General features: G+C 37.3%; 23 protein-coding genes and 2 pseudogenes. 18 read left to right on the top strand and 7 right to left on the bottom strand.

All coding sequences use genetic code 11. The features are described 5' to 3' along the window. Positions 1–26: 26 nt before the first annotated feature. Positions 27–158, bottom strand: a pseudogene (locus ADH81_RS10600) (ABC transporter ATP-binding protein); the annotation flags it as partial. Between the two features lie 125 nt (positions 159–283). Continuing rightward, entirely contained in the window at positions 284–601 is a 318-nt protein-coding gene (locus ADH81_RS01630) for a winged helix-turn-helix transcriptional regulator (RefSeq protein WP_080979259.1), read from the bottom strand. 87 nt (positions 602–688) lie between these two features. Here ADH81_RS01630 and ADH81_RS01625 point away from each other — a divergent pair, with 87 nt between their 5' ends. Continuing rightward, on the top strand, positions 689–997 hold the full coding sequence (locus ADH81_RS01625) for a YciI family protein (RefSeq protein ID WP_049526025.1): 309 nt from the start codon (positions 689–691) through the stop codon (positions 995–997). A 153-nt stretch (positions 998–1,150) separates the two neighbouring features. On the opposite strand, the gene ADH81_RS01620 is transcribed toward ADH81_RS01625, so the two are convergent. From ADH81_RS01620 to ADH81_RS01605, 4 genes are all read right to left on the bottom strand, one after another. Then, positions 1,151–1,819, bottom strand: a complete 669-nt coding sequence (locus tag ADH81_RS01620) for a hypothetical protein (protein ID WP_049526062.1) — start codon at positions 1,817–1,819, stop codon at positions 1,151–1,153. A gap of 205 nt (positions 1,820–2,024) precedes the next feature. Then, positions 2,025–2,711 carry a helix-turn-helix domain-containing protein gene (locus ADH81_RS01615; protein ID WP_049526023.1) on the bottom strand — a complete coding sequence of 229 codons (687 nt, stop codon included), beginning with the start codon at positions 2,709–2,711 and terminating at the stop codon, positions 2,025–2,027. An 8-nt stretch (positions 2,712–2,719) separates the two neighbouring features. Beyond that, complete coding sequence (locus ADH81_RS01610; RefSeq protein ID WP_049526022.1) at positions 2,720–3,580, bottom strand: ImmA/IrrE family metallo-endopeptidase; 861 nt, start codon at positions 3,578–3,580, stop codon at positions 2,720–2,722. A gap of 177 nt (positions 3,581–3,757) precedes the next feature. Continuing rightward, a complete protein-coding gene (locus ADH81_RS01605; protein WP_049526020.1) occupies positions 3,758–4,093 on the bottom strand; it encodes a helix-turn-helix domain-containing protein in 336 nt (111 codons plus the stop codon). 660 nt (positions 4,094–4,753) lie between these two features. Here ADH81_RS01605 and ADH81_RS01600 point away from each other — a divergent pair. The 16 genes from ADH81_RS01600 (at position 4,754) to ADH81_RS01525 (ending at position 18,771) form a co-directional block, all read left to right on the top strand. Further along, the gene (locus tag ADH81_RS01600) at positions 4,754–4,936 is read left to right on the top strand and encodes a hypothetical protein (RefSeq protein WP_006595225.1); all 183 of its coding nucleotides are present in this window, start codon (positions 4,754–4,756) and stop codon (positions 4,934–4,936) included. Between the two features lie 34 nt (positions 4,937–4,970). Further along, complete coding sequence (locus tag ADH81_RS01595) at positions 4,971–5,267, top strand: hypothetical protein (protein ID WP_049526014.1); 297 nt, start codon at positions 4,971–4,973, stop codon at positions 5,265–5,267. 21 nt (positions 5,268–5,288) lie between these two features. Then, positions 5,289–5,750: a hypothetical protein gene (locus ADH81_RS01590; protein WP_049526012.1), complete on the top strand. Its 462-nt coding sequence runs from the start codon at positions 5,289–5,291 to the stop codon at positions 5,748–5,750. 13 nt (positions 5,751–5,763) lie between these two features. After that, positions 5,764–7,452, top strand: coding sequence for an FtsK/SpoIIIE domain-containing protein (locus ADH81_RS01585; RefSeq protein ID WP_049526010.1), 1,689 nt, complete (start codon positions 5,764–5,766; stop codon positions 7,450–7,452). 207 nt (positions 7,453–7,659) lie between these two features. After that, on the top strand, positions 7,660–8,892 hold the full coding sequence (locus ADH81_RS01580; RefSeq protein ID WP_049526008.1) for a replication initiation factor domain-containing protein: 1,233 nt from the start codon (positions 7,660–7,662) through the stop codon (positions 8,890–8,892). 14 nt (positions 8,893–8,906) lie between these two features. Continuing rightward, positions 8,907–9,140 (top strand): hypothetical protein, encoded by a 234-nt coding sequence (locus ADH81_RS01575; RefSeq protein ID WP_000456042.1) that lies wholly within the window; start codon positions 8,907–8,909, stop codon positions 9,138–9,140. 1 nt (position 9,141) lies between these two features. Beyond that, positions 9,142–9,699, top strand: coding sequence for a hypothetical protein (locus tag ADH81_RS01570; RefSeq protein WP_049526006.1), 558 nt, complete (start codon positions 9,142–9,144; stop codon positions 9,697–9,699). 10 nt (positions 9,700–9,709) lie between these two features. Next, entirely contained in the window at positions 9,710–10,705 is a 996-nt protein-coding gene (locus tag ADH81_RS01565) for a conjugal transfer protein (protein WP_049503701.1), read from the top strand. A 9-nt stretch (positions 10,706–10,714) separates the two neighbouring features. Continuing rightward, positions 10,715–10,939, top strand: a complete 225-nt coding sequence (locus ADH81_RS01560) for a TcpD family membrane protein (protein WP_001095596.1) — start codon at positions 10,715–10,717, stop codon at positions 10,937–10,939. A 2-nt stretch (positions 10,940–10,941) separates the two neighbouring features. Next, complete coding sequence (locus tag ADH81_RS01555) at positions 10,942–11,352, top strand: conjugal transfer protein (protein WP_049503699.1); 411 nt, start codon at positions 10,942–10,944, stop codon at positions 11,350–11,352. A gap of 13 nt (positions 11,353–11,365) precedes the next feature. Further along, the gene (locus ADH81_RS01550) at positions 11,366–13,870 is read left to right on the top strand and encodes an ATP-binding protein (RefSeq protein ID WP_049526004.1); all 2,505 of its coding nucleotides are present in this window, start codon (positions 11,366–11,368) and stop codon (positions 13,868–13,870) included. Between the two features lie 11 nt (positions 13,871–13,881). Next, the gene (locus ADH81_RS01545; protein WP_049526002.1) at positions 13,882–15,768 is read left to right on the top strand and encodes a hypothetical protein; all 1,887 of its coding nucleotides are present in this window, start codon (positions 13,882–13,884) and stop codon (positions 15,766–15,768) included. 1 nt (position 15,769) lies between these two features. Further along, complete coding sequence (locus tag ADH81_RS01540) at positions 15,770–15,994, top strand: hypothetical protein (RefSeq protein WP_001092961.1); 225 nt, start codon at positions 15,770–15,772, stop codon at positions 15,992–15,994. 16 nt (positions 15,995–16,010) lie between these two features. Continuing rightward, positions 16,011–17,123, top strand: a complete 1,113-nt coding sequence (locus tag ADH81_RS01535; protein ID WP_000734464.1) for a CHAP domain-containing protein — start codon at positions 16,011–16,013, stop codon at positions 17,121–17,123. Positions 17,124–17,136: 13 nt separating this feature from the next. Further along, positions 17,137–17,394: a MerR family transcriptional regulator gene (locus tag ADH81_RS01530; protein ID WP_000339502.1), complete on the top strand. Its 258-nt coding sequence runs from the start codon at positions 17,137–17,139 to the stop codon at positions 17,392–17,394. Positions 17,395–17,505: 111 nt separating this feature from the next. Beyond that, positions 17,506–18,771, top strand: coding sequence for a tyrosine-type recombinase/integrase (locus ADH81_RS01525; protein ID WP_001031496.1), 1,266 nt, complete (start codon positions 17,506–17,508; stop codon positions 18,769–18,771). 227 nt (positions 18,772–18,998) lie between these two features. Here ADH81_RS01525 and ADH81_RS11410 read toward each other — a convergent pair whose 3' ends face one another. After that, the gene (locus ADH81_RS11410) at positions 18,999–19,127 is read right to left on the bottom strand and encodes a FanG protein (protein ID WP_080979257.1); all 129 of its coding nucleotides are present in this window, start codon (positions 19,125–19,127) and stop codon (positions 18,999–19,001) included. Positions 19,128–19,155: 28 nt separating this feature from the next. Between ADH81_RS11410 and ADH81_RS10590 the strand changes: the two are divergent. After that, positions 19,156–19,231, top strand: a pseudogene (locus ADH81_RS10590) (cadmium transporter); the annotation flags it as partial.

Raw genomic sequence — 19,231 nt, 5'->3', positions numbered from 1 at the left:
ATAGTGAGTCAATAATCTTATTTCTCAGTCGTTGATTTCTCCGCCCCATTTGGTCCTAGAATCGCATTAAACGTTCCCTTTTCAAACTGTAGGTGAATATGTTCAACCACTAGATGATTTCCATACCGTTTACTGATGTTTTTAGCTTGTAATATCATGTTCTCTCTCCTTTTTGACAGTATCAGTCTAGCAAAAAAGCCGTTTTAAAAACGGCCTTTTGGTATAAGCGGTCAAAATGAGAACCTAAGTGGCAAGATGAAAGTGACAAAAAGAAGAAGAAAATTTAATGCAACCATTCTTTTCCCCATTGATTCAAGTCCTTTAAAATCGGCATCAGTGATTTACCTTTTTCTGTCAACTCATATTCTGTATGAAGAGGCAAAGACTCATAATCATATTTCTCAACCAATTGGTTCTCTATTAAAACATCTAATCCACGTGTCAAACTGATAGTTGTAATCCCTTCAACTTCTCTTCTCAATTGATTGAAACGAATTTTCTTATGCTTGTTTATAACCCATAATATATTCATCCTCCATTTCCCACCAACCACATCTAAGACTCGAGACATACTACAGTTCCAATTTTTATTTGTTAACATTTTTTCTCCTTACAAAAATGTGCCTACTATTCAGGTAGTTTGTAAAGTATTATAATCTATTTATCATTTATTTTAAAGGAGTAACTTATGTTTATTGTAAATCTTACCTATATAAAATCCCTTGATGAAGTTGAAAAACACTTAGAAAAACACATAGATTTTTTAAATCAGTATTATACAAAAGGTCTTTTTATCGCATCTGGAAGAAAAAATCCAAGAACCGGCGGTATCATTCTCATGATAGCTAAAAATAAAGAAGCCGTTCAAGAAATCATTACACACGATCCATTCTATCAAAATGAGATTGCTCAATATGAGATTATTGAATTTGAGGTAAGTAAATATTGTCCTGAATTGAAAACCGTCCTGAACAATCCAGTGGATAAAATTAGATAAAGAAACTCAAGGTCTACTCAATATTGCGTAGAGCCATTGAAAAAGTGTGACCCAGCCTCATTTGTATATTAGGTTATAAGAAAACACCCTGAAAGTATAGATGGAAATCTAACTTTTAGGGTGTTGTTAATTTTAAGAGCATTGAATATGTTTTTATTTTGTAAGGGAAACACGGAAATCGGTGTATTTGCTATAATCAAAATTTTCATTAAGCCCCGTTACAAATAAAATTGGTGTATAATGGCCCTCTTCCAAAATAAAACCGGGTTTTACCTTGGCATTGGCTCCCCCAAGTCCAGAAATACCTGGAAGAAGGGCATCAAGATCTCCAGGTTCTTCTGTTTCCCAGTAGTAGATATTTCCAGAAGCTTGGACTGCCTTGGCTCTAGCTGTCGCTGTGCGAATTGGATTATAATCAGCTTGATAAAAGTTCGCTGTCGTAGTGACCGTTCCGTCTGCAGCCACTGTCATTTGGACATCTTTGGCCAATTCAGTTGTTCCTGTCCAAGTCCCTACCAGCTCTTCTGGAACCATTTGAGACGAAGCTGTGGCCTTATCAGTGCTTGCTGAAGCAGATCCTGTTTTGGTTTGACCTGAGTTTGCTGCATCTTGAGAAGGAGCTTGTGTCCCTTCTTGTGAAGCAGCTTCAGTAGCTTTTGTCTCTTTCTTTCCAGAAGATGCTTTTGCTTTTTTCTGACTAGACTTCACCGTTGTTTGTGCTTCTTTGGCAGAAGATTTGCTCTCCTCTTTTTTTGAACCACAGGCTACGAGTAGGCTTGCAGAAGTTAATCCTAAAAGTGCTAAACTTGTCCATTTTTTCATCATCATGATCCCTCACTTTATTTGATAGAAACCATTATATTACAATATCACACATTGTCAAGTGCTTTTTGAAATATTTTTGTAACATTTCGTAATTTATCTAAATATTTAAAAGATTGGCGTATAGAGTTTCCATGTAAATGATTTCTACATTCCTCTATTACATAATCATCAGAAATAGAAAATAAACGTAAATAAAATGTTGTTAGAGTTTTATTGGTACAAAATTACCAACAATAATTCCTACTATTCGCGGATCTTCATCATATGAAAGAAAAATATCTCTATACTTTGGATTGATAGAAACTAACTTTAAGCCGTGTTCTTCACGATAAACTCGTTTAATGTAGGTTTGGCTATTACAGACTACGGCATAAACTGCTCCATCATAATCAAACCCTGTCTCACGAATGAGAGCCACAGAGCCATTTTTATATTTGGGCTCCATCGAGTCTCCAGATACCCATGAAGCAAAGTCATGAGCTAGTTCTTCATCAAAATAAACAGTATCATAGTCCTGATCATTATAAACTGATGAACCGATACCAGCCGACATTTTTTCGTAAACATGGTATTCGTATAATTTTGCTGATATTGAAACAACGTTCTTACATGTTTCTTTTTTAACTAGGTTTCTGACATAGCTAAGTGCTTGACCTTTTCCTTCATCCGATAGAGCATTATATAGCCGAACGAATTCAAGCTCTGTAAAATAACCTATTGGGACATCTAGAATATGCTCTAACTGCTTTACTTTTTCTTTAGATGGTTGTTTTACTCCACGCTCCCATGCGGAATAAGCTTGATAACTAATACCTAATCGATCTGCAATATCTTTTTGAGTCATTTTTAGCTCTTTTCTACGAGCCTTTAGTTTTTCTGGTTGATACATCACTTACCTCACATTAACAGTAGTTTCAATTCAGCTTTTTGTCTTGCCTCTTTGTCCGTTAGCTTATTCTTATCCCAAACATAAGCTATAGATTTTCCTTTGTTATAAACGAGCCATATTTTTAGATTGTCATGATAATCCTTTATGGATTCCCAATTCTCTTGATTCAAAAGTTCAGGATACTCTTGACTAGTAACGAAGCCTCTTTTGCTTATGGATAGTTCTATCTTCTTAATTAGAGAAGTTTGGTAGTCATTAAACTCTGTAATAATATGTTCTTTGATGCTGTGAAACAAAAGGAGTAGAGAGGCATTTTGTCCATCAATATAAGCATCGATAGCTTGTTTAATGGTACTTTCTTGTTCGGGATAATACTCTCTAAGAAGATCTAAAAGGCGAAAGAACAATGCCTGCTTTGAAACATCCAGACTATTTTGAATGTGTTGAAAGGTGTCGCAACTATAATAAATCTTTGACAACAAAACAATGTCAGGCATTAATACGATAGCAGAGAAGATATTCGCTTCTCGCTCTAGTAGGTTCTCCTGATTATCAATAGATTCAGCAAAATAAGTGCCTTCATGCTTAAGTATAAAATGCCCCAGTTCATGACACAGAGTAAAATTCTGTTTTACAATTGGATTATCCTTTTCATATGAAAAACTAATACCTAATTCATCAATAACAGTTAAGCCTTCAATCTTATGATTTGAGAAATGGTGACTAATCACCTGAATCTTATATTTCTGAATACAATGTTGAAAGAAGTAATTAAAATTATAATTTAATAATGAAATATCATTATCTTTCATGTATTGGTATAATATATGTTTTGTAGACTTACTTATTCTTGTATACAATTCATTCAAAGAATGATACCTCCTTTAAGTATAAATTACAAAACTAAACCAGTTTGGTTGAGTTTATTGTATAAAAAAAGTGGACGGTTGTCCACTTTTTTATACTTGTTCTAATTTTTCTGAGATCAACTTCAAAATGCTCTTTTTAGGTATTTCAATTTCAAAACTTTCCATATTGCATTTTCTTTATTGATCTATATCTTTCCCAAACGCCTTCTTGCGTTCTTCCATAAACTCAATCAACTCTTTTTTGAAGATTTCTTTTTCTTCTTCAGTTAAACCTTTTGAATTCATACGAAAAAGCAGTTCAACATTATCTAGCTCCTCATCATTCCCTGCAAGGTAGTCCATCGTAACTCCAAAGAAATTCGCAAATTTCTCTAAAGTTTTAGACGATGGTTTTCTTTTTCCACTTTCCCATTGCTGATAATTAGGTTGTTTGATACCAAATTCTTCCGCAATTTCCTTTTGTGTCAATCCTTTTTTCAAACGGAGTTCTTTTAATCGTTCTGGAAATCCCATTTCTAATTCCTCAAAAAATTTTAAAATATTTTGCAATAATCTCTTGACAATATACTCAAACGAGTATATAATATAAATATATTCGAAAGAGTATATATCTTCTAAAAATAATAACCTTATTTTAGAAGGCTTAGATCATTGACAATTAAATAAAAAGTGCGTCTGACAACCAGAGGACTGATCATCAGAACTACACATAAACTTCGTACCTTTATTGTAAATGTTTTGATAAGAAAAGTCAAGTCCGTTTTATGGTTGAAGTGAAGATATAAAACAAGACTAATTTCTTGTGGGCTTCCACGCATTTCGGACTTTCGCACTTTTCCGAATAGTAAAGTGAACTGGCTTCGCCAAAGGGCGTAAGAGAATCCCTTGGGTATGATGAGGACTACCTGAAGAGATTGGCTGGGAAAGCGATGGTAATTGACGCAAAGCACCTTGCTAAACGTTGCCACCGTGGAAAGAGGGATCTTTCCAACCAAATAACTTTTCTTTACTGCTGTCTATCATTATTGATAGACTTACTCTCAAGCTACTAAGTTCTTTCCTTTTTTCACTTAGTAGCTTTTTTACTTATTACAATAAAGGAGAACGATATGCAAAACTTTTTTCGCATTACAATGTAAACGACTCTATGATAATTATGAATTCACCTATGGCATGTTTAGTGAATCTGATAAACTACAGGCTAAACTCTATGCTCAAGCGCAAGTAGATCTAGATCATCTAGCTCAAAATGCTCGTAGAAATGGCTACTCTCATGGGGATATTCAATTCTATAGTCGTATGTTTAAACGCAAACTTTTTACACACTATTACTCAAGAGTGAAGCAACTAGCTTAACTCTTTTTATTTTACACTCAGAAAGGAAAATCTTATGATCTCAGAAACACTTAAAATGAAACCAGAATTTATTGGCCCTGCTTACTATGAACGTTTGGGAAATGCTCCTAAATTCATTTTTGGAAAAGAAGGCAAATACCAACGCCACATTCTAAACAGCGCAGAGCACGGAGCCTTTCATGTCATTACACCAGCCTCTACAACAGTCTTTCCAGAAGATGCTCTAGTAGAAGCAGTCAACCCAATTTTTTTCCCAGATACCGCTTTAAACGGCAATACTGTTGCGCCTTACCTCAACGTCTTTGCGGAAAAATTGGTACTTAAAAAATAAGAAATAAAAGGAGAAAATCACATGGCTAAAATTGGATTAAACTACGGAGAAAAACTACAAATTGCAGATAAAACCTATCGTGTTATTACTGACGGGCTGGATGTGCCAGAAGTCCTTGGGAAATTGACCTTCCGTGGGATTGAAGGCCCTGATATCATCTTTGAAGTGGATCGCTCACAACGTAATCCTGATGGATCATTTGTACAAGTCAATACAGGTGAGATCCGTGGAATTGTTGTAGGGATCCATTCTTCTGTCCAGCACGAAACCCTCTTTTTCACCATCGCAGATATGTCAGAGTCTGAAATTGAAGACTTAGGAATTAAATACCGAGAAGAGGTTGAACTAGAAGATATTGTTATCACGCATACCCACGTCAATCGCAATGATATCTATAAGCTTTTTGCTTCTAAAATCAAGAAAAAAGCTGGAGGTGCACCGACTAAAGAAAACAAACCAGTAGAAAATAAGAAGGAAAACTAGGAGGTGATACAGGATGAAACTCTTTACCTATCGGGGAAAAAGAGTTCGAGTTTTTCATCGTAAACTAAAGGGAATCACATGGTTTATCTGGTGGTTTCCTTTTTTGTTGGCTATTAGTTTCTACAGCTACTTACATCTAGAAGAATTAAAAGTCCATCCTTTACCTCAAGGATATTTTCTAGGAGCTGGACTTCTCTTTTCTTTAATCTTCTCTTGGTTTATCAATCGGGTTTGCTACAGAAAGTTGCTCTTTTTTCAAAAACTCAACAGCCTTCGAATTCTTTCTCGCTTTTTGCTAGAGAACAACCTCTATCTCGTTAAAAAGGTTAGACGTGAAAACAAGATAATTGAAAAGATCACCTTACCTCAAGTGTATATCAAACAGTCTCGCTACAATATTGAAGCGAGTTTCATTCTAGAAGGTAATAAATTTCAAGATCGCTTTCTCAACCTTGGAGCCACTCTTGAAGTCATGTTTAACGGGGACTTTCGTAATAAAACCTTTGATAATCGCTTTATCAAGTATGAAATTGCTATTAACCGAATTGATAGCCGAATCACCATCGATGAAGTAAAAGTCAAGGGATCCAAACTCCAGCTCATGAAAGATGTATCTTGGGATTATATTGAAGAACCTCATCTTCTCATCGGCGGTGGAACAGGTGGAGGAAAAACAGTTGTTCTCATGACCATAATCTATGCACTAGCTAAAATTGGCTTTGTTGATATCTGTGATCCAAAGAATTCAGATCTAGCTGGATTAAAGAAAATTCCAGTCTTCCATGGTCGAGTCTATACTAGTAAGGAAGATATCATTAACTGTTTTAAAGAGAATGTAGAGTTCATGGAAAAACGCTATGAAATGATGTCTACTTCGCCAAAATTCCAAGCTGGGAAGAACTTTACTCACTATGATATGAAACCAAAATTCATTCTGGTTGACGAGTGGGCAGCTCTTATGGCAAAGATTGATCGTGACTATAGCCAACAGTCAGAACTCATGGAATATCTCTCACAGTTAGTTCTAGAAGGTCGTCAATCTGGAGTCTTTATCATCTTTGCTATGCAACGGCCAGATGGTGAATTTATTAAAACTGCTCTTCGGGATAACTTTATGAAGCGTCTCTCCGTCGGTCATTTAGAATCAACAGGATATGACATGATGTTTGGAGATGCCAATAAAACCAAAGAGTTTAAAAAGCTAGATGAAATTAATGGAGTCAAGGTCAAAGGACGGGGCTATATCGCAAACAACGGCGAGCTAGCTGGTGAGTTTTTCTCTCCATATGTACCGCTTGATCAAGGCTTTTCTTTCTATGATGCCTACTCTAAAATTCCCATCATGGAGTTTGAAGGAGAAGAATTCTCAGTATTTGAAGAATATAAATCACCGCTTGAAACAATTGATCCTATAGAGGAAGAGGAGTCTATAGAAAATGGACCAAACAAACGACCACTCAAGGAATTTGCGGACGAACAAAATCTTAAAATGCCAACCTTACGCAAGATTATCTATCTCTTAACAGAACAAGGGATCATCTTTGAACGGACTGTATCCGCTATTCTAGTGAATCCTTTTCAAGAAAAACTTCTTCTTGAAATCCTCGCTCAATTTGAAGAGGGAGGACGCAGGTCTTATCCAAAAGCAGTTGAAGCGACGATTGTTCATCATGGGCTAGGACAAGGGCAAGGGCAAGCCTGACCGCAGGTCAGGCGCAGACCGTAGCCCGAAGTCTCTAGGCCATGATGAAACTTCAACCCCCGTTTTCTAATAGGGGGGTTACATTTGGCAAATACGCCAAGTCCACCCCTCCTCATTCCTTATGGGAGTTGGGTTTTCAATTTTTATGAAGTGTGTCACTTTCGTCAAAAAAGTGTGTCACTTTGTTAGAAAGAGGTGTTGCGATGAATGGACAAAATTAGTCCTTTTCATATTAAGAATTTCAGAAAACAAACAGGACTTAGTCAAAAATCATTTGCACAAGCTGTTAATCTACCTACAAGAACCTACCGCTCTTATGAAACAGGCGAAAGAGGACTGACGATTGATAAGTTTAGAGAACTTAAAGAAAAACTTGGTTACTATCAAGATTGCGATAAAAACAGTCTTCGGGCTCAAATCGACTATCTACGATTGACCTTTCCTAGATTAAAGGATTTAGATGCTTTCTGTGAAAACTTCCTTCACTGCCACCTTAGCGAATTTACAGACCAAGAAACCCGTCTCATGAATTATACCCACTTATGGCAACGAGGAAATATCTGGATTTTTGATTTCTTTGATAAGTCTGTGACCAATGATTACCAAACTTGTCTTCAACTATCCGGTCAAGGATGCCGTGAGTTGGAATTGCTTCTAGAAGACAAGGGAATCACTTGGCAGATCTTTCTTCAAAACATTCTTTATTCCTATGAAGATGTTCGAGTGAAGCGACTCGATATTGCTCTGGATGAACTTTATAAGGGTTATGGTCACGAGGACGAACAAATTCAAATTCCCAAATTGATTGATAAGCTCTATTCCAAAGAGATTGTTCTAGATACGATCAAGAAATGGAATATCACGGGTGGTGGATCTTTCACAGATAATGAAGACATGGAAGCGAATCACGGCTTGTCCATTTACTTTGGGAGCCGTCAAAGTCAACTCTACTTCAACTTTTATGAAAAGCGCTATGAAATAGCTCGAATGGAAAACATCTCCTTGGACGAATCCTTGGAGATTTTTGGTATCTGGAATCGCTATGAATTGCGATTTTCAGATCAGAAAGCTCAAGGTATTGTGGAGGAATATATCAACGGTGTAGATCTCGGAGAAATCGCACGAGGTATCATAAACAAGGAAATCCAAGTCTATGATGGTCTCACTCGATTTGGAGCCTATAAACCCGATGAAAAATGGCAACGTCTCTTTGGAGGAGTCGAACCCTTAAAACTTTCAACTAACCCACAACCATACAGTATTGAGCGAACGATTCGCTGGCTGACCTATCAAGTTGCTAACTCTCTTGCACTAGTCACTGAAGCGGACAAGATCCTCCAAACAGAATACATGAAAATGATTCAGAATAGCGGAGAGATCACTGATCGAGGAAAAGCCATGTTACGACTTCTCAAAGCCAATAAACACTATGAACACTAGAAAGGAAAAACTATATGGAATACAAAGTTCAAATCAATTCACTAGAAAACTTTAAAGCTTGGTCTGGTGGACTAACCACCTTGAACACTGTCCGTGAACGTGGTGGAGTAGATACTCTAACCGTCATTTGTGAAGATATCTTCTCTGGCGATACTCCAACAGAAGGACAAATCAATGACTGGCTCTGGTTTGATTCAGATTTTATCTACCAAGCTCTAGGCTACGATGATCTGCTTGAGGCTTCTTGAGATGTTAAAGAAGATTTATCAAGCAGACTTTCTGCTTCTTCCAGAACAAGAATTCTGGCATATGTACATTCTCTTACGAAAAGGCAAAGACTTCTACTATGAATGCGCTGGAAGATCTACCGAAAAACCACCAGATGCGAAAGGTTTCTATGACTATGAACATGCCTGTTTCACGCTAGATGGTCAAGTGTTGAGCGTAAATATAAAAATGCGCCCCTCACTCATTACTTATATCCAAAAGACCATCAAAGACAATCAAGAAAAATTTAGAAAGGAAATTGAAATGGCCACTAAAACTATTTTTGAAAAGAAAGTCTCTCAAGTCACGAATGAACTGGGAGAATTACTTAAAAAGAAAGATCACAGAGAGGCTTGGACCAAGGCTGGAGAATTAAATAGTCTCCTAAAAAAAGAAGAAGCCAAAGACCTAAAGCCTGACCTGATCGAAAAACTCCAAACTGAGCTACGAGGCTACTATTACATTAATGGCGAGATCGAAAAAGCCAATAAGCGCCTTTATGCAAAAGGATCAAAGCTCATTGAGCTTGCTGGCCTCTAAAGGAGGATCTATGGATAAAGCTAAACGCTACTTGCTTCAAGCGAAAGAATATCTTTCACACTTTAAAAAGGTGGAGAAAAAAGGAGGTCCACCAAAACTAAAAGTCACCAATAAAAAGACCGTCAATATCGCAGTCATAGGAGGAATTTCTTTCCTCCTTTTTGTTGGTTTCTTGGGATCTATCCGTGCTATCACACTCTCAAATAAGGTAAGTACACTACAAGCCCAAGTAGAATCCACCCAAAAGCAACAGACACAGCCTATGGAGTCGAGTAGAAAATATGACTATAAACTCCAGTATTACTTGAATGACTACGTCTATGCCTATTTCACTCTTCCACAAGAAAGCGATAAACAAAAAGCTCAAGTTGACTACTTAAATAAATTTTACAATTTCATCCCTGAAGTAAAATCTCAAGGGCAAGTTCGAAATCCCAGCTCACTTGTCTATTCTCAGTTAGTGACTGTAGAAGGGAAAGTTGCGACCTATAAGGTTAAATACAAGGAAAGCATCCATCGGGATAACAACACAGAAGAAAAAGAAATTGTGACAGGTTTCAATATTCCTTTTGATGAAAAAGATGGAAAATATTACGTTTCTGGCCTTCCTTGGTTTTCTGCCATTGAATCCTCACAAGCTGGACACTTTAGCGAAGATGATAAGCTCCAACTCACTGCCAATGATCATTTTTCAGACAGCGAGCGAAAGAAAGTAGAGAAATTCCTCAAGGTCTTCTTTACCAACTACACCACAAGCCAAGATAATCTTAATCTGATTGCTAAGGATGTGGATATCATCGCAAATAGCACTTTCAAAACGATCGACTACACTTATCTCAAACAGGACGGTGATGATTTAATCGCTTATGTCCAAGCTACCTTTGAAGTTGGAGGGACCACTCACTCGGAAAACTTCACCTTTACTCTCTCAGAAAAAGAAAAGACCTACTATGTCTCAAAACTAGAACACACCATTCCACTGAATTATGCAAATGATAAAGAATAGGAGAACTCTATGAATACAAACAATCTACGAACCTTCCTTCAAGGTGATGGAATTTGGATCCTGACAGCTATTGCCGTGCTCTTAGCGATCAAGGCTTGGCGGAACAGCTCTTGGCTTCAACTCTTCTCTGTCGTTGGTTTCTATGCCGTTATTGTTTCAATTGCGAAAGGACAAGATATCCTAAAAGCAGTCGGCTGGTTCCTGCGACTCTTCGGTATTGAATCAGGACTCTAAGTATGAATGAAGAAAGACTTTATGATTACAGTAAGGGCCTAAATGCTCCTTATTGGATCCAAGAAATCAAGACAAAAAAGGGCACTCGACTATGGTACTTTGCGACACCCATGCAGTTGTCCTTTTTCATTGTTTTTATCATCGTCTTTGTGGCCATGTTACTCTTTGGAGGTTTTATCTTTGTGCCACTCGCAAAAATCACTCACTCAATTTCTCTCTTGCTCTATTGGTATCTCCCTTACAAATTGGCTAAGTTCTATACTGAATACGAGCCTCACGGTAAAAAGATGCACGTCTTTATTGGAGATTACCTAATTTACTTTTGGGACTTTAAGATCAATAAAAAAGCTATCTACCATGAAGATCGGATAGAGCCTGTAGAAGAAATTGTCTTTGAAAAAACAAATCTATAGAAAAGGAGGACCTATGAGTATTACTTTAACTTATCCTATAAGGGAAACACATGAAAATCTAGCTCTCAAAAAAGATCAAACAGTCGTTGCTTATTATCGTATTCCAAACACTCCCATCACAATTACAGATGATGAAAAAAAGGGCAAACATAAAATTACGGTTGCTCAAATGATGAAGAAGCTCCAGAAAAACAAGTTCTTTGAAATATCTCTGATCCCTAAAGACTATCTCTTAGAAGAGAAAATGAGAGACTTTTCAGATGCTCTAGCAGATGACAGTCGTGAACTAGGAGAAGAACTTCTTCTCTACACAGTGGATCGCCTAACAGATGAAATGGAAATCCCTTATCAGTTTGACTGGGTCGTAGGAGTGACTTTACGCAAACAAAATCATGGAGCTACAGTAAAAGACTTGGCCTATGAGAGCTTTAATGAGTTCACTGAAAAGATCGCAAAGGGTCTTGGCTATGAATATGAATTATGTCCCACCTGGTATGAAGACTATAAAAGTGATGAATTCACCATTTTCCAAGCCTTCTCAGTTCTTCGGGCAAAGCGTTTATCCAATGAAGAACTCTTTTATTACCAGCGGATGCAATACCTCCGCTATATTCCTCACTACAAGAAGGAGGTGCTCGCCAATCGTGCTCAATTCAATATCACAGACACCTTGATCAAAGTCTTAAAAGGTGGCTTTCTCAAGTTAGAAAGCCCCTATGGTTCATCTTTTGTGACGATTCTTCCTGTAGGTAAATTTCCTGTTCAATTCAATGGTTTTCACCTAGGCGAATTTATCCAACGTTTGAACTTTCCCGTAGAACTACGAATTAAAGCGGAATTCATTGATACAGGTAAAATCAAGGGTCGAATGGGACGCTCGAATACACGTTACAGAAACATTATGGAAGAGGCAGAAAATACCGATACTGTCCAACAAGACGAGATCATCATGGGTTCCATCTCCCTAAAGGACTTAATGAAGAAAGTCGGAAACAAGGAAGATATCATCGAATATGGAGCCTATCTGATTGTTTCTGCTTCTAGTGTGAACCAACTACGACAAAGACGGCAAGTAGTTTTGAATTACTTTGATGATATGGGCGTTGAAATCAGTGAAGCCTCTCAAGACGGACCTTATCTCTTTCAAGCTCTGCTTTATGGAGAAAACCTCCAAAAGAAAACTCGCACCTGGACACATATGGTCACAGCTCGTGGATTTTCAGAGCTCATGCCCTTCACCAATACCTCTTCTGGAAACCGTATCGGTTGGTATATCGGCCGAGTAGATAACTGGACAGGGCGTTGGGACAATATTGAGAAAGCTATTGATTCCTCAAAGAATATTGTACTCTACAATGCGACAGTGGGAAATAAGGAAGATATCGCTGGAAAGATTACCAAGAACCCGCATATCATCATCACGGGTGCAACAGGTCAAGGAAAATCTTTCCTCGCTCAGATCATCTTTTTAAGTGTGGCTTTACAAAATGTTAAAACCCTTTATATCGACCCTAAACGTGAACTTAGAAATCACTACCAAGAAGTGATCAACTCACCTGAATTTGCACGTCTCTATCCTGAACGCAAGAAACAGATTGAGAACTTTAACTTTGTGACACTGGATAGCTCACTTCCATCAAACCACGGAGTCTTAGATCCTATTGTTGTTCTAGATAAAGAACAAGCTGTAGAGGTCGCAAAAAACATGCTTGAGTTTCTGCTACAAGCTGTAGATGATGTCACGATGGATCAAAAAACAGCGATCACAGAAGCTATTAATGCGATTGTGGAGAAACGAGTCGCTGGTGAGAAGGTCGGATTTAAACACGTCCTAAAAGTTTTGAGAGACTCTACCTCCTCTGAAATTGCTTCGGTTGGTCGTTATCTTACCTCAATTGTCACAAACTCTATCTTGGAACTAGCCTTTTCAGATGGGACCACTCAAGGACTTAACTATGAATCAAGAGTGACCATTCTAGAGGTCAATAACCTCAAACTACCAAAGGATGATTCCACAAAAATTTCAGATCATGAACGTAACTCTATTGCTCTCATGTTTGCGCTTGGTGCCTTCTGTACCCACTTTGGAGAACGAAATGAAAATGAAGATACCATTGAGTTCTTTGATGAAGCATGGATTCTTATGAAGTCCGCAGAAGGAAAAGCCGTTATCAAAAATATGCGTCGGATTGGACGCTCCAAAAACAATACCTTGGCACTGATTACTCAATCTGTACATGATGCAGAAAATGACGATGACACGACTGGATTTGGGACCATCTTTGCCTTCTATGAAAAATCTGAACGTGAAGATATCCTCAGACACGTCAATCTCGAAGTCACTGAAAGCAATCTCGAATGGATTGACAATATGATCTCTGGTCAATGCCTATACTATGACGTCTATGGCAATCTCAATATGATTTCCGTACACAACATCTTTGAAGATATTGATATGCTTCTAAAACCAATGAAAGCCACAGTATCATCAAGCCTTGAAAATAAATACGCTAGTTAGGAGGTGAATCCATGCAAGAAGCTTTTGACAAACTAAGAGGAGTCGATATCTTCTCTCTCAAGTCCTATATGGAGCCAACTGGATTTGCTTCTTTTAACGGGGCTTGGGTACTGATTAATGAGCTTTTCGTCAACTTCTTCTTTTTCATTCTAAACGCAGTGGTGGGCTTCTTTTCTTTGCTGATTCGAATTCTTGAAAAAATTGATCTATACTCCAACTACAAGAACTATGTATTTAATGGAGCGATGAATATCTGGAAAGGATTTATCGGTTCAAGTTCCGGTGGAGTCGCAAAACAATCACTCGTTTCAATGTTGCTTCTAATCCTAGCTTTCTATCTCTTTTACCAGTTTTTCTTTTCGAAAGGAGCTTTTTCAAGGACTCTACTTCATGTCTTTCTGGTACTCATCCTTGGCTTTGGTTATTTTGGAACAATTGCTGGAACATCAGGTGGTCTGTATCTACTAGATACCATCAACCATGTCTCTCAAGATGTTACTAAAAACATCACGAATATCAAGGTAGAATATGGCAATAATAAATCCATTAAAATTGGTGATTCTATGGCAGATAGCTATATAGCAGAAACATCTTATAAAGCCTATGTCTTTGTCAATACTGGACAAGAAAATGGGAAATATAAGAATAGCCAAAATGGAAAACAAGAAACTTTTGACGATAGTAAGGTATTAGGAACAGGCGATAAAAATGGAAACTTTACAGCGGTTAAATCCAAAGACCGTTCTAAATATCTAGATGAACTAGGCAATGGAGCTAATGAAGATGGCGAAAAGAACCGTTGGGTTTCGGCAATGCCTGATTTCATCTTTACTCGTATGTTTTATGTCATTTTTAAAATTTTTGACGCTTTTGTATTAGCAATACCAGTTATTTTGATTCAAATGTTAAATGTCATTGCTCAGACACTCGTTCTGATGATGATCCTGCTCTTTCCAATTGTGCTATTAATGTCTTTTGTGCCAAGAATGCAAGATTTGATTTTTGGAGTTCTAAAAGTCATGTTTGGTGGGTTACTTTTCCCAGCTATCACAAGTCTATTAACTCTATTAGTTTTCTATATTGAGAAAATGATCGAAAACATTATCATTACAGGCTTTGATGGCATTCTTAAAACACTCCCATCCTTGATTATCTTTGGCCTTGTTTTTAAACTACTCATTTCAGTCGTCTCAAAGGGACTCGTATATTTCTTTCTATGGAAATACAAAGCTGAACTGATCCAATTCATTCTTGGATCCAAAGCTCGAATGGTTGCGAATGATATTGGAAACAAAGTTGAAAAAGGGGTCACAAAGACCAGAGAGGTAGCTTCACAAGTACCATCGAGAAGTCTTTCATCTGCTCAACATCTTGGGAATTTTGCCTTAGCAGGTGCTGGTTTCGGAGCCGGAATGGTGATGAATGCCAAAAGTCACTTCCAAAATGTCGGATCTTTCTTTACCAATAAGGGATCAGAGCACCAACCTGATGAAGTGCTCCCAGCAGAAACTCTTGAGACTCCGATAAGTCCAGATGCTCCAGAACCAAGCATTCCGAAAACAAAGCAAACGCTAGAAGGGATTAAACCAGTTGAAGAAAAAATACCACCAACTCCTTCAATGGAATCTGCAATCACAGTAGAGCCAACACCAAGTTCAAACGAGGAATTTCAAACTCTTAAAGAAGAGTGGATTTCTCCATTTAAACAGCTCCGCATTAATAGTATTGAGCACAAATTAGAGGAATATAAAGATCCTCAAGCCATGTACAAAGCCCAAGGATCCAATGCCTTCACTCGTGCTTATAGGAAAACCATGACACGAGATGATAAATTGAGAACCAATATTGAACGAAGAGACCGATTAACAGAACGCTTAAGACAACTTAGAGGAGAATGATATGAATACCAAGATACGCTCAAGAACTGCTTTTCCAAGAGTTCTTGAAGAAACTCTTTATCAAGCCTACCAAGAAGGAAAACGCTCAGTCGATTTCCTTCTTTTGTTTCCAGTATCAGAACAAGAAAGAGACAAAATCATCTTACAGGCTAAGTCCTATTCAGTCGTTTTAGATGCAAAATGGCGTTTTGGGACTGTTCTGTTCACTGCTTATATAAGACATTAACTAGAAAGGAGATTCGATGAAAAAACTAAAATGGTTTCTATTAGCCGGTCTCATTCCTCTCTTTCTACCGGTCCTCATCATCATTATCCTTATGGGGGCTGTCGGAGGTGGTGGAACGAATGGCTCACCTCAATCCCAAAATGGAGTGACTTATGCGGATCACTGGTCAGATGGAGATCCCTATACTCACAACCTACTGGTTCATCGCTTCGGTATTACAGCAGAGCAATTAGACGGCTTTTTAGATACGTTAGGAATCTCCTATGATAAGAACCGAATTAATGGAAAAAAGCTCCTCGAATGGGAAGCTAAATCTAATCTTGATGTCCGTGGAATCGTTGCGATCGCACTGAATGAAAGTTCCCTTGGAACTGCTGGGGTAGCCACTAATCCTGGAGCCAATATGTTTGGTTTTGGGGCTTATGATTCCAATCCAGAATATGCCAATAACTTTAATGACGAGGTTGCGGTTGTCGGACTAACCCAACAAACCATCATTGGAAATAAAAACCAAACCTTCAAAATTCAAGATGACAAGGCTAAAAAGTTTGCGAATGGTACTCTAAATCCTTCTACCGATGGTGGTGTTTATTTCACAGATACTACAGGATCCGGAAAAAGACGTGCAGAAACCATGCAAAAACTGGATGCCTTCATTGATGAACATGGAGGAACTCCAAAAGCTCCTGAACAAACTACAGGAAAAACTAGAGATGGTGGAGGAGTAACTTCAAACGATATCCCTGTTGGCTACAGTCTAACAACAGCTATTGACACTACTGGCTATATCACAAGCACTTATCCATGGGGACAATGTACCTGGTATGTCTTCAACCGTGGAAAACAAGTCGGAGTCAACTTTGATCCATTTATGGGAAATGGTGGACAATGGATGAATAAACCAGGCTTTACAACAACCCACACACCAACAGAGCACTCTGCTCTATCATTTAGCCCTGGACAAGCTGGAGCTGATCCAATATACGGACACATTTCATTTGTGGAACAGGTCAAATCAGATGGTTCAATTCTCGTCTCAGAGTGTAATGTAAAAGGGTTAGGAATAATTAGTTACCGCACATTTGATGCAGAAACTGCCAAACAATTTACCTATGTTATTGGACATTAGAAAGGATAATTATATGGATGCACTACAACAAGTAAAACTAGATAAAATTGAAAATCTTCTTCAAGTATTGGTGAACCTTCTTGACAAAAAAAGCAACTCCAATCACTTGGAAATTATAACTCAAAAAGAAGTTCTAAAAGAATTGAATATATCACCTAACACGCTGAAGAGTTGGGAAAGAAAAGGACTAGCTCGTCTGGAACCACCTATTGAAGGAACGAGAACAGTCTACTATAAACGGCAAGACATCATTAAATTTCTATCAACTTAATAGTAAAGCAGGAATGCAACAAACAACTCAGGAATATGCTAAAATAAAATCATCTTAAAAGAAGGTGAGGGTCTTATTTTAGTCTTTTAAATATCCGAATTAAGAGGCAATATGAATAAAGAAACCATTCAACACAACAATAAAAAAGTTATAAAAACTACCAAGCAGAACGGTGAAATAAGCTATTCAATCAAAGGTGTTTATATCGGAACAGATATTAAGACTGGTAAGCGAATTACAAGAACAATCACTGCTAAAACATTAAAAGCTTTAGATAGAAAAATTGTTGAATCCAAAATTCAATTTGAAAAATCTGGGTCAACTATTAAAGAAACTATCCAAATTGGTAATTTTGAAAGTTTAGCTGAATTTTGGTTTAGCCATTTTAAAACTTGGGTATCTTCGCAAAACACAATAAACCGTGTTCGAGGGTACTTAGATACTTACATCATTCCACAATTTGGCAATTATAAACCTGAGCAGATCGAAGCATCAGATATTCAATTATGGCTAAATCGATTAGTAAAAAAAGCCAAACAAGCAATTGAATCTGGAAAAAAACGTGCTCCGAAAGGCAGTGCAAAAGATTTTGGTGCAATGGCACATAAAATGAGTGATATTTTTGATTTTGGAATAACAAATTGCGGTTTGAAAACCAATCCTGCAAAGACAATCAAGATACCACCAAAACCCAAAGCCATTAAAGAACGTATCATGGTCCTTCATGATGAGGATTTAAAACTTTGGCTAGCTTACCTTGACACACTACCAAACACGAGAGCAAATCGGCGGTTTAAAATCATTTGTAATACATTACTGGCTTCAGCACTACGAATCAATGAACTATTAGCTTTAGAAATTACTGATCTTGATTTTGAAACTAATGAAATCATTGTCAATAAAACTTTAATGTGGAAAAGTGCTAATAAAAAATTGAACCAAAAAGGAGGGATTATTTGTAAGAATTCTCCTAAAACTGATGCCGGTAATCGTAGAGTTGCTGTTCCGATATCAACTTTAGAAGGACTAAGGGAATTTCATCAAGAAATGAATCTCTATTTTAAAGAACATCATTTACCAAGATCCAAATTGATATTTCCTACGATTTATGGAAATTATATGTGTGATAGAAATGAGCGTGCAACTCTAAAAAAACGACTTATCGAATTGGGACTACCAAATTATGGGTTTCACCTATTCCGACATACACATGCCTCTATGATGCTCAATGCCGGAACTAACTGGAAAGAGCTACAACATAGGATGGGACATAAGTCTATTACCACAACTATGGATACATATGCTGAACTAGCACCAAAGAAAAAATTCGAAGCAGTTGATATTTTTCTGGATAAATTACAAGAACTCACAGATTAATACAATCACTACCTTTATCACTACCTTTTTTCTTCAAAAACCTATACTCCTTGATATGACAAGGGGTACAGGCCGATTATTTAACCCTTACAGAAGTGAAGTAAGCATTCAATACGAATCAATACATAAGAAAAATGCTTGTTTTAAGCGTTTTTTCTTTTTTCCAATTTCAATACATTTCACTATATGTCAGTTCAATCTCTACCTTTTTAGATAAATAATATCATTTAGATATTGAAATTAAGCCCTGCTATCATTTCAATGGCAGGGCTTTTTAATGTTTGGTGCACTACCTTCTTATCTATATTTTGATGGAGCTGAAGTTGACATCTACAAAGTTTAATGTTAAAATACATTCAAAAATATATTTGAATGAGGTATTTTATGATTCAAAATGTTGTTACTTCAATAATCCTGTATTCTGGGACAGCCGTAGACTTACTTATTATCCTAATGTTAT

Origin of the sequence: Streptococcus pseudopneumoniae (assembly GCF_001072925.1) — a bacterium.
GTDB lineage: Bacteria > Bacillota > Bacilli > Lactobacillales > Streptococcaceae > Streptococcus > Streptococcus pseudopneumoniae_Q.
The sequence above is the reverse complement of the archived record's forward strand: the minus strand, read 5'-3'. Positions and strand labels throughout refer to the sequence as shown.